The sequence below is a fragment of the Rhodococcus sp. P4_C10 genome (assembly GCF_056402135.1).
Window position 1 is genome coordinate 1 of sequence record NZ_JBFUHZ010000061.1, and the last position, 13,675, is coordinate 13,675.

Below are 13,675 nucleotides of genomic sequence, written 5' to 3' on the forward strand. Positions count from 1 at the left end.
GCCCCGGCAGCAGCGAAGGCCGCGGCCCCGGCCGCCAAGCCCGCCGCGGCGCCCGCCGCCAAGCCCGCCAGTGACGCAGAGGCAAAGATCCTCCGAGGCGCGGCCGCGGCCGTCGCCCGGAACATGTCCGCCTCGCTCGCGATCCCGACTGCGACCAGCGTTCGCGCCATCCCGGCGAAGCTGATGATCGACAACCGCATCGTGATCAACAACCACCTCGCGCGCACCCGCGGCGGCAAGATCTCGTTCACCCACCTGCTGGGTTACGCGATCGTGCAGGCCGTCAAGGCGTTCCCGAACATGAACCGGCACTTCGCCGAGGTGGACGGCAAGCCGAACGCGATCACCCCGGCCGGCACCAACCTCGGCCTGGCCATCGACCTCCCGGGCAAGGACGGCAGCCGCTCGCTCGTCGTCGCCGCCATCAAGGGCACCGAGTCGATGAACTTCGCGCAGTTCCACGGCGCGTACGAGGACATCGTCCGCCGCGCCCGCGACGGCAAGCTGACCGGTGACGACTTCGCCGGCGTGACCATCTCGCTGACCAACCCGGGCACCATCGGCACCGTGCACTCGGTGCCGCGGCTCATGCAGGGCCAGGGCGCGATCATCGGCGCCGGTGCCATGGAGTACCCGGCCGAGTTCCAGGGCTCGAGCGACGAGAAGATCGCCGAGCTGGGCGTCGGCAAGCTGATCACGCTGACCTCGACGTACGACCACCGCATCATCCAGGGCGCGGAGTCCGGAGACTTCCTCCGGACCATCCACAACCTGCTGATCAGCGACGAGTTCTACGACGAGATCTTCCACGCGCTGCGGATCCCCTACGAGCCGGTTCGCTGGCGCAAGGACATCTCCGCCACGGCGGTCGACAAGACCACCCGGGTCCTCGAACTGATCGCGGCGTACCGCAACCGTGGCCACCTGATGGCGGACACCGACCCGCTGCAGTTCACCAAGGACAAGTTCCGGATGCATCCGGACCTCGACGTCACCACCCACGACCTCACGCTGTGGGACCTCGACCGCGAGTTCAACGTCGGCGGGTTCAACGGCAAGGACCGGATGAAGCTCCGCGACGTCCTGTCGATCCTGCGGGACGCGTACTGCCGTCACATCGGCGTCGAGTACACGCACATCCTGGACCCGAAGCAGCAGAAGTGGCTGCAGGAACGCGTCGAGGCCAAGCACGTCAAGCCGACCGTCGCGCAGCAGAAGTACATCCTGAGCAAGCTGAACGCCGCCGAGGCGTTCGAGACCTTCCTGCAGACCAAGTACGTCGGCCAGAAGCGGTTCTCGCTGGAGGGCGCCGAGTCGGTCATCCCGATGATGGACGCGGTCATCGACCAGAGCGCCGAGCACGAGCTCGACGAGGTCGTCATCGGCATGCCGCACCGCGGTCGCCTCAACGTGCTCGCCAACATCGTCGGCAAGCCGTACTCGAAGATCTTCACCGAGTTCGAGGGCAACATGAACCCGGCGGCCGCCCACGGCTCCGGCGACGTGAAGTACCACCTCGGCGCCCAGGGCACCTACATCCAGATGTTCGGCGACAACGACATCACCGTCTCGCTGACCGCGAACCCGTCGCACCTCGAGGCCGTCGACCCGGTGCTCGAGGGCCTGGTCCGCGCCAAGCAGGACATCCTGGACAAGGGCCAGGAAGGCTTCACCGTGCTGCCGCTGATGCTGCACGGCGACGCCGCGTTCGCCGGCCAGGGCGTGGTGGCCGAGACCCTGAACCTCTCGCTGCTGCGCGGCTACCGCACCGGCGGCACCGTGCACATCGTGGTCAACAACCAGGTCGGCTTCACCACGGCGCCCGAACACTCGCGTTCCTCCGAGTACTGCACCGACGTCGCGAAGATGATCGCCGCTCCCGTGTTCCACGTGAACGGCGACGACCCCGAGGCCTGTGTCTGGGTCGCCCAGCTGGCCGTGGACTACCGCGAGCAGTTCGGCAAGGACGTCGTCATCGACATGATCTGCTACCGCCGTCGCGGTCACAACGAGGGCGACGACCCCTCGATGACCCAGCCGGCGATGTACGACGTGATCGACACCAAGCGCAGCGTCCGCAAGAGCTACACCGAGTCCCTGATCGGCCGCGGCGACATCTCGCTCAAGGAAGCGGAAGACGCCCTCCGCGACTACCAGGGCCAGCTCGAGCGGGTGTTCAACGAGGTCCGTGAGCTGGAGAAGTTCAAGCCGGAGCCGTCGGAGTCGGTGGAGCTGGACCAGACGCCGCCCGCGCGCCTGACCACCGCGGTCGACAAGGCCGTGCTCGAGCGGATCGGCGATGCGTTCGTCGACGTGCCCGAGGGCTTCAACGTGCATCCGCGCGTCAAGCCGGTCATCGAGAAGCGTCGCGAGATGTCCCGCGAGGGCAAGGTCGACTGGGCGTTCGCGGAGCTGCTGGCGTTCGGATCGCTGGTCGAGCAGGGTGCCCTGGTGCGCCTGACCGGCCAGGACTCGCGCCGCGGCACGTTCACGCAGCGGCACGCGGTGCTCATCGACCGCAAGACCGGCGACGAGTACAACCCGATCTCGGCCATCGCGGCGAACGCCGGCAACGACGGCAAGTTCATGGTCTACGACTCGGCGCTGACCGAGTACGCGGGCGTGGGCTTCGAGTACGGCTACTCGGTGGGCAACCCCGACGCGCTGGTGCTGTGGGAGGCGCAGTTCGGCGACTTCGTCAACGGCGCGCAGACAATCATCGACGAGTTCATCTCGTCCGGTGAGGCCAAGTGGGGCCAGCTCTCCGACGTGGTGCTGCTGCTGCCGCACGGCCACGAAGGCCAGGGCCCGGACCACACCTCCGGCCGCATCGAGCGGTTCCTGCAGCTGTGTGCCGAGGGCTCGATGACCGTGGCGGTGCCGTCCACCCCGGCGAGCTACTTCCACCTGCTCCGCCGCCACCACCTCGACGGCATCCGCCGCCCGCTGGTGGTGTTCACGCCGAAGTCGATGCTGCGCAACAAGGCAGCCGTGTCGGACATCGCGGACTTCACCACCGGCAAGTTCCGCTCGGTGTTCGAGGAGCCCACGTACGAGACCGGCGGCGGCGACCGTGCCAAGGTCAAGCGCGTGCTGATGGTCAGCGGCAAGCTGTACTGGGAGCTGCTCGCGGCCAAGCACAAGGACAACCGCGACGACATCGCGATCGTCCGGGTCGAGCAGCTCTACCCGGTGCCGAGCCGTCGTATCCGCGAGACCCTCGAGCGGTACCCGAACGCCACCGAGTTCCGCTGGGTCCAGGAGGAGCCGGCGAACCAGGGTGCCTGGCCGTTCTTCGGCCTCGCGCTGCCCGAGCTGATCTCGGACAAGCTGACCGGCATCAAGCGCATCTCGCGTCGTTCGATGTCCGCACCGTCCTCGGGTTCGAGCAAGGTGCACGCCGTCGAGCAGCAGGAGATCATCGACGAGGCATTCCTGCCGACCGTCTGACAACGTGACGCTGCCACTGAGCCGGGTCGAGTTCGCTCCTGACGAGCGATTCGACCCGGTTTCGTGGTATCTGCAGGTCCCCTCGATCGCCGAGATGTGCCGGGTCGGTCTCGACTTCACCTGCCCGGTGACGGTGATCGTCGGCGAGAACGGGGCCGGCAAGTCCACGCTGGTGGAGGCGGTGGCCGGCGGGTGGCAGCGCCGCTTCCGCGGCGCCCAGGACCGGATGTGGTCGGCGGGCGGCAGCGTCGAGGACTCCGACCTGCCGCGGCACCTGCGCTGCGTCGGCGCGGAGCCGACGCCGTACGGCGGCTGCTTCCTGCGGGCGGAGTCCATGCACGCGCTCTTCGGCGACGCCGACGCCGCCCGGGTCCGGGCGAGCGACCAGGAGTTCAACGCGCTCTCCCACGGCCAGTCTTTCCTGCGTTACGTCGCGGACCGGCCGATCGGTGTGGGGCTGTGGATTCTCGACGAGCCGGAGGCGGCGCTGTCGTTCCAGTCCTGCCTGGCCCTGCTCGGCGTGATCTCGGACCTGGTCGCCGAGGGCTCACAGGTGATCATGGCGACCCACTCCCCCGTGCTCGCGTCCTGCCCGGGCGCCGAGATCTGGGAACTCACCGACGGCGGCATCGAGTGCCCGCGCTGGGACGAGCTGGACCTGGTGCGCAACTGGCGATCGTTCCTCGACGACCCGCAGCGTTTCCTGCGGCACCTGTGAGGCCGCCGGTCACAGGCGTTTGAGCCCGCGCAGGACCCGCACGAAGGGCCCGGTGCTGCGCATCCCCTCGACGAGGCTGGGGTGCACCATTCCGGTCGCGTTCACCAGCACGGCGTACTCGAGCCCGTGATCGCTCCATTCCGCCATCTGGTCGAGGATCTCGGACGGCGTCCCCACCATGTTCGCCTCCCGCTGCAGGGACCGCGGAACCGTCTTCACGTGGGCCAGGACGGTGCCCTCGTCCAGGGTCTGGGGCAGCAGGTCCTGCAGGCCCGAGAAGTCGGCGCCCATCGGATGCTCGACGCCGTGCCTCGCCCATGCCTCGGCCGGGGCGCACAGCGTGAGGGCCCGGGCCCCGACCGACCCCAGCAGCTCGTCCTCGTCGTCGGCGTGGCGCACCGGGAACACGAAGAAAACGCCCGCCGCGGTGATCGAATGAGGATCCCTGCCCGCATCGGACGCGGCCGCGCGCACCCGCTCGAGCTTCGCGCCGTAGTCCTTGGGCCGCTGGGAGAAGGTGGGGAACCACGCGTCCGCGTACCTGCCGGCGGCTCGCAACATCCGAGGCCCGTGGGCACCGACCCAGACCTGCGGCCGGGTGCCGCGGTACGGCGGGACGTCGAAGACCGCGTCGCGCAGGGGGAAGAACTCCGACTCACGGCTGACCGGACGACCCGCCGAGCCCCACAGAACCCGGATGGTCGCCAGCGCCTCCTCGAACCGGGCGACCGGCGCGGCCCAGTCCACACCGTACGGCTCGTTGCCCTCCCGCTCGCCCGGACCGATGCCGAGGATGGCGCGTCCGCGGCTGAGCAGGTGCAAGGTGGCGGCGGCCTGCGCGGTGACCGCCGGGTTGCGCCGCCCGCTGTCGGTGACGCCGACACCCAGCCTCAACCGGGACAGCCTGTTTCGAGCCGCCAGGTAGCCGAGCGTCGTCCACGGCTCGTAGAAGGCGTCCATTCGCGGCACCAGCCTGGCCGCGCCGGTGTACTTCGGGCTCCAGATCGAGGACGGCAGGATGCTGATCAGGTGGTCCGGGAGCCAGAGCGAGTCCGCCCCGGCCATCGCCGCCGTGAGTTTGCTGTCGCGCAGCAGCAGGTCGGGAACGAACTTCGAGTTGAGGGCCGCCGCCATGATTCCGGTACGCATTGTCGCGCTCCTCCGCGCGATCGCCCACCCGCCGCGTGCCGGCGCCGGGCGGTCGTGCTCGTCCACCCAGCTTGCGCGCGGGTGGCCCGCCGGGCGCGAGTAGCGCGCTACTCGGATCCGGCCGCAGCCAGGCCGTCAGGCCTGGCCCATCAGCGCGGCCGGGCCGTCAGGCCTGGCCCATCAGCGCGGCCGGTCCGTCAGGCCTGGCCCAGCAGCGCGGCCGCCACCGCCGCGGGCAGGGTCACGGCGGGCAGCGCGGTGACGATCAGGTCGATCAGCTCCTCGCGGCTGATGGCAGGCTCGCGCAGCCAGCTGATCGCGGTCTCCTCCACGAACGCGATCCAGCCGCGCACGGCGAGGGCGATCCGGTCGCCCGGCTCGATCCCGAGCCGCGGAAGCTGGTCCATGATCCGCGCCGCCAGCGCCGAGCGGGTGCGCTCGAACTCGTCCCGCATCTCCGGGTCCCCGCTGGCGGCCCCGCGCAGCAGCGAGACGTAGCTGTTGCGGTTGTCGCTGACGTAGTCGACGTAGGCGACGACCGACGAGCGCAGGATCTCGAGGGGCGGCAGGCTCAGGTCCGGCTCGGTCCGCACGAGCATCTCGGCGCCGGCGTGCCGCACGATGGCGAGGTGGTAGTCGTGCTTGGACGCGAAGTAGTGGAACAGAAGCCCGCGGGAGACCCCGGCCTGGTCCGCGATCTCCTCGACCGAGATCTGTTCCAGCGGTCGTTCGGCCAGCATCCGGGCCCCCAGGTCGATCAGCTGGGCGCGTCGCTCCTCCGGGCTCATCCTGGTGCGCTTGACTGTCTCCACGATCTGAAAGCTTACTGAATCTGAGTCAACAAGCTATTGACTGAGACTCAGTAAGCCCATATTCTTCGGTACATGAGTCTTCCGGTTACAGATAACGCCTCGGACACCACGGCTGCCGTCCGCACGGTCGACACGCTGATCATCGGTAGCGGCTTCGCCGGTCTCGGCGCCGCCATCAAGCTCACGCAGGCCGGCAAGCGGGACTTCCTCGTACTCGAACGCGGCAGCGAGGTCGGCGGCACCTGGCGCGACAACACCTACCCCGGCGCCGCCTGCGATGTGCCCTCGCACCTGTACTCGTACTCGTTCGCCCTCAACCCCGAGTGGACCCGCTCGTTCTCCACCCAGCCGGAGATCCAGAAGTACATCTCCTCGGTGGCACACCGGTACAACGTGCTCGACAAGCACGTCTTCGGCTGCGACGTCCGGTCCGCCCACTGGAACACGGCCACCTCCCGCTGGGACGTGCACACCTCGAAGGGCGACTTCGAGGCCAAGATCGTCGTCTCCGCGATCGGCGCCCTCTGCGAGCCGTCGCTGCCCGACATCAAGGGCATCGAGGACTTCCAGGGCGAGATCTTCCACTCCGCACAGTGGAACCACGACGCCGACCTGACCGGCAAGCGGGTCGCGGTGATCGGCACCGGCGCCTCCGCCATCCAGATCGTCCCGCAGCTCGCGAAGACCGTCTCCAAGCTCGACGTGTACCAGCGCACCGCGCCGTGGGTGCTGCCCCGTGCGGATCGCGAGTACACCACCGCCGAGCACCTAGCCTTCAAGTACCTTCCGGGCTTCCAGCGACTGTGCCGAGCCGGCATCTACTGGATGCGTGAGACCCAGGTCGTCGGCCTGGCCAAGGCGCCGGTGTTCATGAAGCCGCTGCAGTTCACCGCGCAGCTCCAGCTGCGCCGCCAGATCAAGGACAAGGACCTGCGCAAGAAGGTCACCCCGAACTTCCAGATCGGCTGCAAGCGCATGCTGATCTCGAACAACTACTACCCGGCACTGGCTCAGGCAAACACCGAACTGGTCACCGACGGCATCGCCGAGGTCACCGCCAACTCGGTCGTCGACCGCAGCGGCACGACCCGTGAGGTCGACGCCATCGTGATCGCCACCGGATTCCACGTCACCGACTCCCCCACGTTCGCCGGCATCTTCGGCAAGGACGGCCGGTCTGCCGCGGACGTCTTCGACGCCAGCGGGCAGCAGGGCTACAAGGGTTCCGCGATCGCGAACTTCCCCAACATGTTCTTCCTGGTCGGCCCGAACACCGGCCTCGGCCACACCTCGATGGTGTTCATGATCGAGTCGCAGATCAACTACCTGGTCGACGCGCTCGAGACCATCGACCGGCACGGCATCGGGACCGTCGAGGTCCGACAGGACGCGCAGGACCAGTACAACCGGGAGCTGCAGGCCAAGCTCTCGCGGAGCGTGTGGAACAACGGCGGCTGCGCCAGCTGGTACCTCGACAAGCACGGCAACAACACCACACTGTGGCCGGGTTTCACCTTCGAATTCCGCAGCATGCTCCGTAAGTTCGACCTTGCCGCGTACCGCAGTGTGGCCACGAAAGACCTGCCGACGGTCGGCAGCGACATACCGGCTGCGGCCGGGGACCAGATCGCCGCAGAGATCGCGCGGGACACGGAATCCATTGTCGGCACCGCCGACGACGACGAGAAGGTTGTGGCACAGTGAGCGATTTCACCGGCAAGGTAGTGGTCATCACCGGCGCGGGATCCGGCATCGGCCGGGCCCTCGCGCTGAACCTGGCGGCCGAGGGCGCCCGGTTGGCCCTCTCGGACGTGGACATCGTCGGGCTCGCCGAGACCGTCCGGCAGGCCAAGGCGCTCGGCGCCGAGGTCAAGGACGACCACCTCGACGTCACGCAGCGCGAGGCCGTGCTCGCGTACGCCGACGCGGTCGTCGCCTACTTCGGCAAGGTCAACCAGGTCTACAACAACGCGGGCATCGCCTACCACGGAGAATTCGAGAAGTCGGAGTTCAAGGACCTCGAGCGGGTCATGGACGTCGACTTCTGGGGAGTCGTCAACGGCACCAAGGCATTCCTGCCGCACCTCATCGCGTCGGGCGACGGCCACGTGGTCAACATCTCCAGCCTCTTCGGCCTCCTGTCGATGCCCGGCCAGAGCGCGTACAACTCGGCGAAGTTCGCGGTCCGCGGCTTCACCGAGTCGCTGCGGCAGGAGATGCTCATCGCCAAGCACCCGGTCAAGGTGACCTGTGTGCACCCCGGGGGCATCAAGACCGCGATCGCCCGCAACGCCACCGCGGGTCCCGGCGAGGACCTGGCCACCTTCGCGGAGTTCTTCGACAAGAAGCTGGCGCGGACCACGCCCGAGGACGCGGCCAAGACCATCGTGTCCGGGGTCCGCAGGAGCAAGCCGCGCGTGCTCATCGGCCTCGACGCGAAGGCCCTCGACGGCTGGGTCCGCCTGGTCGGCCCCGGCTACCAGCGCATCGTCGCGATCCTGGCGTCGCGGGTCATGCCCAAGTCGTCGGCGAAGTAGTCGACGATGCCGTACCTGCCGCGGCCGCTGGTGGCCGCCGTCCTCGCGCCGTTCTACCGGGTCGCGCTGCACCGGCGGCTGCCGGTGACCGTGGCGCGGGCACTGCTCGACGCCGGTTCGGCGATCCAGACGCTGCCGTCGGGGACGGTGGCCCGCCCGCTGACGCTCGCCGGCAGGCGCGCCGAACGGGTCACGGTCGGCGCGACCGAGCGCCGCAACGCGGTGCTGTACCTGCACGGCGGCGGCTACACCCTCGGGTCCCTCGCCACGCACCGGTCGGTGGCCGCACACCTGGCTCGCGAGTCGGACACCTCGGTGTACGTGCTCGACTACCGGCGGGCGCCCGAGAACCCGTACCCGGCGGCACTGGACGACGCGGTGGACGCCTACCTGGAGCTACTACTCGAGCACGGCTACGAAGCGGATCAGGTTGCCATCGCGGGTGATTCGGCGGGCGGCGGACTCGCACTGGCCACCGCGCGCCGGCTGCTCGACGCGCACGAAGTCCGTCCGGCGGCCCTCTGTCTGATCGCACCGTGGGTGGACCCCGGCGCCCGGGATGCCCCTCGCGAACGTGATCTCGTGGTCAACACCGGGTGGTCGTACCGCGCCGCCGATGCCTACCTGGGCGGGGGCGACCCGACCGATCCCGGCTACGCGCCGCTGCTCGGCGAGCTGTCCGGACTTCCACCCACCATGGTGCACATCGGCACCACCGAGGTGCTGTACCCACAGGTGCTGACGCTGGTCGAGAAGCTGCGCGCCGCAGGGGTTTGCGTGGAGTACACGGAGTACCCGGACCTGTGGCACGTAGCGCACCTGCAGGCCTCGGTCCTGCGCGAGGCCGACGAGGCCGTACGGGAACTCGGCGGCTTCCTGCGCCGCGCGTTGGAGAGTTCGGCGCTGGAGAGTTCAACGGGCTAGCACCGAAAGGGTGGTTGTCGGGTCAGACGCCGAGAGGCAACGCCGGCAACCACCCGTTCGGCCGTGCCCGCCGCCTACCTTCGGCGCCTGCGCACGGCGAGCCAGCCGACGATGCCGCACAAGGCAACCCCCGCCGCGACCACCACGATCGCTGCGGTCGACGACGTCGAGTCCGGCGTGCCCACCTCGACCGCCGCATTGTCCGCCACGTTGTCGGGGAGGCGATCGCCGGTGGACGCGGCGCCGCCCGTCGGCGAGGTGCTTGCGCCCGCCGGCGCGGCGTTCTCCCCGAAGATCCCTGCGGCGACGGCGTCCGCGTACTTCGGCCCGTCCTCCGGCGTCCCGGTGACGGTGAGGTCCAGCTGCACCGGAACCGGCAGATTGTCACCCTTCGCGGCGGTCGAACCCAGCTTCACCGCGATGTAGTACCACCCCGCTACCGACTGCGTACGGTTCTCGAAGATGTCGGAGTTGCGGTTGCCGTAGCGGATCGGCACGGTCGCGAGCGCATCCTTGTTCGAGGGCAGCACCTGGTCGGTACCGGTGTACGCCGCGAAATCCGAGTCGATCCGCTCCCGCGTCGGGGAGTACAGCGCGGTGCTGACATTGGAGATGTTCTCCACCCCACGACCACCGTTCGCGCCGTAGTGCACGCGATACGCCAGCCCCTGACCCCAGTCCAGCTTGACCCGGTAGAAGACGAACTCACCCGGCTGGACCGAGTCCGTGTAGCGGCCGCTGCTGTCGAGCGCGGACGCGACGTTGAAGGACCCGCCACCGACCGCGGGGGTGCCCGCCCCGGCGGGCCGCGTGAAGGCCGTCAGCGGAGCCACCGCGACCGGGCCGGGATGGGTGGCGGCGGGCTCGACGCCGACGAGCAGTTCCAACGGCAGCCGCTCCGGCACCCCCTGCGAGACCTTGTCCCAGGTCGGCGCGAAGTAGTAGCGTCCGCCGCCCTTGCACTTGTCGGCATCGACGTTCTTGCCGTCGCGTCTCTCGCTCGCACCCTCGAAGGCCTGGGCCACGGTGAGGGCCCCCCCGTCGCTGGACTTCGTCGCCTGCTCGAACTCGAATTCGTTGCAGTCACGCCCGTCCGCGCCGTAGACCCGCAACTCGAGAACGTTGTTGTCCTTGCTGGACTCGATGTCGGGTATCCGGGGAAACGAGACGGTGCCGCTGAAGTACGCCGTGGCGCCCTCCGGGATGTCGACCGCGTAGTAGCGCGTCTCCTTCTGGCCGATGGTGTCCAGGTACTGACCCGGCATCGCCACCGGGGCGGTGTCGTACGTCGGCGTCCCGGCGATCGGTGTCCCGGCTACCTTGTAGTTGCGCAGCGCGGCAGCGGTCACCCGCGGCAGCGTCCGCTCCAGTGCCGGTCCGTCGGCGGCGTCGGTGTAGGTCCCTCCGGTGGCCTGGGCCATGCAGGTGAGCTGAGCGCGGGCCTTCCCGTCGACGGCGAAGCCGATCGCGTGCATCACCAGGTCGACGCCCTGCTTCTTCAATTCCCTGGCGACCTCACACGGATCGGGTGGGGCACAGGTGTCGTCGCCGTCTGAAACCAGCACCACCGAGCGCGGCCCCGAGGTCGGGAGCGCATCGGCGGCCTGGCGCAACGCGTTGGCCATCGGCGTCCAGCCGCTCGCCTTGATGCCGTCGACCGCGCCGGTCAGCGCGGCCCGGTCCAGGGTGTCCGGCCTGCGCAGCACCTGCACGTCACTGCAGCCCTCGACCTTCTCCGCCTCGCTGCTTCCGGTGCCGGTGCCGTACACCGTCAGTCCCACCTTTGACTCGGCCGGTGCCGCGGCGACAAAGCTGCGGACGGCGTTCCTGGCCGAATCCATCATCGTGCCCGCCGGATCCGGACGCTGCATGGATCCGGACGCGTCGAGAATCAGCATGGTCGGCGCATACTGCGGGGCCGACTCCACGCTCTCCTGCGCCCGCGCGGGTTGTGCCGCCATCGACAGGCCCATCAGTCCCAAGACCACCCCCGCGGTCAGTTTGGTCATTCGCTCGGCAATTCTCGGCATCTTCCCCCGCCTGCGTTGTGTGCCTGCTGTGTCCGGTGCCCGACACTACAGACCCGATTCGCGCGGTCGCACTGCTCGCCGGGCACCGGGAGCCCGGGCCCAATCACACTGCTACCCAATAACTGTGGCCCCACCGAGTTGCCCGCGCATTGCGAGACCCGCGCCGCCGCCACCGGGCGGATCCGCACTCGGCCCCGTGAACAGTCGCTGCCGTCGCGACCTGGCAACGCCTCGATCGGGTTGCGCCACTGTTGCGGTCACCGCCGCCGGGCGGTCGGATACCGCCGGCGCACACTCGGCCGAGCCGTCAGCGCGCGGCGAGCCAGTCCGCGGCCMCCTGGCCAGGGCTGCGCTCGCCGCCCCGCACGGCCTCGCCCATGTCCGCCAGCTCGGCCGAGGTGAGCTCTCCCGCAACCACGTTGAGCGCCTTGACCTGGGCCTGCGTCAGCGCACCGGTCCGCATCAACGGCACCACATTCTGCGGCTCGTCGTCGGTACCCGTCCCCGGCTCCTCGGCCGACGCGTAGTCGGACACCGAAAGACCCTCGGGCAGAGACTTGTTCAGTTCCTCGTACACCTTGTCGGGATCGTTCTCGGTGATGCCGGGGTGCACCCGGTCGAGCAGCCTGCCCGTGTACTCCGGCACCAGGGTCACCGAGCCCGCGTCGAGCTCCGTCAGGTCCTGGCCCGGCGCCAGCCCCAGCCGCGTGTCCACCCGGGACCCGGTGCCGCGCAGCACTCCCGCGTAGATCTCGGCGACCACCTGGCTCTCCGCGGACTGGCCGGCCCCCACGACGATCACCGCGGACGGCTCCGGCGTCTCGACGCGGGTGGAGTCGACCGCGCAGCCCGCCTGCGATGCCAGCACCCCGGCGGTGACCAACGCGGTACCGATCAACCGAGCCTTCATCGCGCGCCACGCTCCAGTCTTTTCTCTGCCCAGCGAATGTCGCTCCTATCGTTACACTGTCCGCGAACACCATCTCGAGCGGCCGAGAGATCCGGCTCGTCGACGCCGCAGCAACCAGCCCGAATTCGGGTGGGTGCCCCCACCGGACCGACGGAAGGACCCGCATGCCGTTCTCCGCATCCCGCCCCGCTCGGCGGCCCGCGCTGCGTCGATGGGTGGCGCTCGCTGCCACGGCCGTGGCCCTCACCGCGTCCGCCGCCTGCGGCGGCAACTCCGACCCGCTCGGCGGCGGTGACGGCGGCGGCGGAAACTCCGACCCGAACACGATCGTGGTGGGTTCCGCGAACTTCCCCGAGTCGGAGACGGTGGCGAACGTCTACGCCGAGGCCCTGCGGGCGAACGGTTTCGACGTGAGCACCAAACTGGGCATCGGCAGCCGCGAGGCCTACATCCCGGCGGTCCGCGACGGCTCGATCGACCTGATCCCGGACTACACGGGCAACCTGCTGCAGTACCTCGACCCGTCCTCGACCGCCACCTCCGCGGCCGACGTGGACGCCGCACTGCCGGCGGCGCTCGGGGACGACCTCGCCATCACCGCACCCGCGCCCGGCGAGAACAAGGACGCCGTGGTGGTCACCCGGCAGACCGCCGACCAGTGGCGGCTCACCTCGATCGCCGACCTGGCGCCGCACTCCGCGGAGGTGACCTTCGGCGCCCCCGCCGAGTTCCAGGAACGCCCGGTCGGCCTGCCCGGGCTGGAGCGGAACTACGGGCTCACGATCAGCCCGGGCAACTTCGTGCCGATCGCGGACGGCGGCGGTCCCGCGACCGTCAATGCGCTCGCGGACGGCAAGGTCGACGCCGCGAACATCTTCACCACCTCCCCGGCCATCGGCAAGAACGACTTCGTGGTCCTGGCCGACCCGAAGAACAACTTCCCGGCCCAGAACGTGGTCCCGGTGCTCCGCCCGGCCAAGAACTCGGACCGGCTGACCGCCGTCCTGAACGCGGTCTCCGCCAAGCTGACCACGGAAGAACTGGTGGCCCTGAACAACTCGGTGTCCGGCGACACCAAGACCGAACCCGGCGACGCGGCCCGGGTGTGGGTCGCCGCCCAGGGCCTCGACCGGCCGGTCCCCTGA

10 protein-coding genes are annotated in these 13,675 nt (G+C 69.4%); 6 read left to right on the forward strand and 4 right to left on the reverse strand.

Annotated features, from left to right (window positions below; genetic code table 11):
* Both AC1DWC_RS24950 and AC1DWC_RS24955 read left to right on the forward strand, forming a co-directional pair.
* A partial coding sequence (locus AC1DWC_RS24950) for a multifunctional oxoglutarate decarboxylase/oxoglutarate dehydrogenase thiamine pyrophosphate-binding subunit/dihydrolipoyllysine-residue succinyltransferase subunit (RefSeq protein ID WP_477912367.1) occupies nucleotides 1-3,450 on the forward strand: 3,450 nt, incomplete at its 5' end.
* A gap of 4 nt (nucleotides 3,451-3,454) precedes the next feature.
* The gene (locus tag AC1DWC_RS24955) at nucleotides 3,455-4,168 is read left to right on the forward strand and encodes an AAA family ATPase (RefSeq protein ID WP_477912369.1); all 714 of its coding nucleotides are present in this window, start codon (nucleotides 3,455-3,457) and stop codon (nucleotides 4,166-4,168) included.
* 9 nt (nucleotides 4,169-4,177) lie between these two features.
* On the opposite strand, the gene AC1DWC_RS24960 is transcribed toward AC1DWC_RS24955, so the two are convergent.
* Together AC1DWC_RS24960 and AC1DWC_RS24965 are read right to left on the reverse strand one after the other, a co-directional pair.
* Nucleotides 4,178-5,317, reverse strand: a complete 1,140-nt coding sequence (locus tag AC1DWC_RS24960; protein WP_477912371.1) for an LLM class flavin-dependent oxidoreductase — start codon at nucleotides 5,315-5,317, stop codon at nucleotides 4,178-4,180.
* A 197-nt stretch (nucleotides 5,318-5,514) separates the two neighbouring features.
* Nucleotides 5,515-6,129 (reverse strand): TetR/AcrR family transcriptional regulator, encoded by a 615-nt coding sequence (locus AC1DWC_RS24965; RefSeq protein ID WP_477912373.1) that lies wholly within the window; start codon nucleotides 6,127-6,129, stop codon nucleotides 5,515-5,517.
* A gap of 72 nt (nucleotides 6,130-6,201) precedes the next feature.
* On the opposite strand from AC1DWC_RS24965, the gene AC1DWC_RS24970 reads away from it, so the two are divergent.
* The 3 genes from AC1DWC_RS24970 to AC1DWC_RS24980 are packed head-to-tail and all read left to right on the forward strand — an operon-like array spanning nucleotide 6,202 to nucleotide 9,590.
* Nucleotides 6,202-7,833: a flavin-containing monooxygenase gene (locus AC1DWC_RS24970; RefSeq protein WP_477912375.1), complete on the forward strand. Its 1,632-nt coding sequence runs from the start codon at nucleotides 6,202-6,204 to the stop codon at nucleotides 7,831-7,833.
* Nucleotides 7,830-8,666 (forward strand): SDR family NAD(P)-dependent oxidoreductase, encoded by an 837-nt coding sequence (locus tag AC1DWC_RS24975; RefSeq protein ID WP_477912377.1) that lies wholly within the window; start codon nucleotides 7,830-7,832, stop codon nucleotides 8,664-8,666. The genes AC1DWC_RS24970 and AC1DWC_RS24975 overlap by 4 nt, the downstream gene beginning before the upstream one ends.
* Before the next feature lie 6 nt (nucleotides 8,667-8,672).
* Entirely contained in the window at nucleotides 8,673-9,590 is a 918-nt protein-coding gene (locus AC1DWC_RS24980) for an alpha/beta hydrolase (protein ID WP_477912379.1), read from the forward strand.
* A gap of 74 nt (nucleotides 9,591-9,664) precedes the next feature.
* On the opposite strand, the gene AC1DWC_RS24985 is transcribed toward AC1DWC_RS24980, so the two are convergent.
* Together AC1DWC_RS24985 and AC1DWC_RS24990 are read right to left on the reverse strand one after the other, a co-directional pair.
* On the reverse strand, nucleotides 9,665-11,599 hold the full coding sequence (locus AC1DWC_RS24985) for a vWA domain-containing protein (RefSeq protein ID WP_477912381.1): 1,935 nt from the start codon (nucleotides 11,597-11,599) through the stop codon (nucleotides 9,665-9,667).
* 328 nt (nucleotides 11,600-11,927) lie between these two features.
* Nucleotides 11,928-12,530, reverse strand: coding sequence for a glycine betaine ABC transporter substrate-binding protein (locus AC1DWC_RS24990; RefSeq protein WP_477912383.1), 603 nt, complete (start codon nucleotides 12,528-12,530; stop codon nucleotides 11,928-11,930).
* Nucleotides 12,531-12,694: 164 nt separating this feature from the next.
* Between AC1DWC_RS24990 and AC1DWC_RS24995 the strand changes: the two genes are divergently transcribed.
* Complete coding sequence (locus AC1DWC_RS24995) at nucleotides 12,695-13,675, forward strand: ABC transporter substrate-binding protein (protein WP_477912385.1); 981 nt, start codon at nucleotides 12,695-12,697, stop codon at nucleotides 13,673-13,675.

Excerpts from the sequence above, each read along its gene's own strand:
- AC1DWC_RS24960 (WP_477912371.1), bottom strand. The coding sequence starts at position 5,317 with ATGCGTACCGGAATCATGGCGGCGGCCCTCAACTCGAAGTTCGTTCCC.
- AC1DWC_RS24970 (WP_477912375.1), top strand. The coding sequence starts at position 6,202 with ATGAGTCTTCCGGTTACAGATAACGCCTCGGACACCACGGCTGCCGTC.
- AC1DWC_RS24980 (WP_477912379.1), top strand. The coding sequence starts at position 8,673 with ATGCCGTACCTGCCGCGGCCGCTGGTGGCCGCCGTCCTCGCGCCGTTC.
- AC1DWC_RS24985 (WP_477912381.1), bottom strand. The coding sequence starts at position 11,599 with ATGACCAAACTGACCGCGGGGGTGGTCTTGGGACTGATGGGCCTGTCG.
- AC1DWC_RS24995 (WP_477912385.1), top strand. The coding sequence starts at position 12,695 with ATGCCGTTCTCCGCATCCCGCCCCGCTCGGCGGCCCGCGCTGCGTCGA.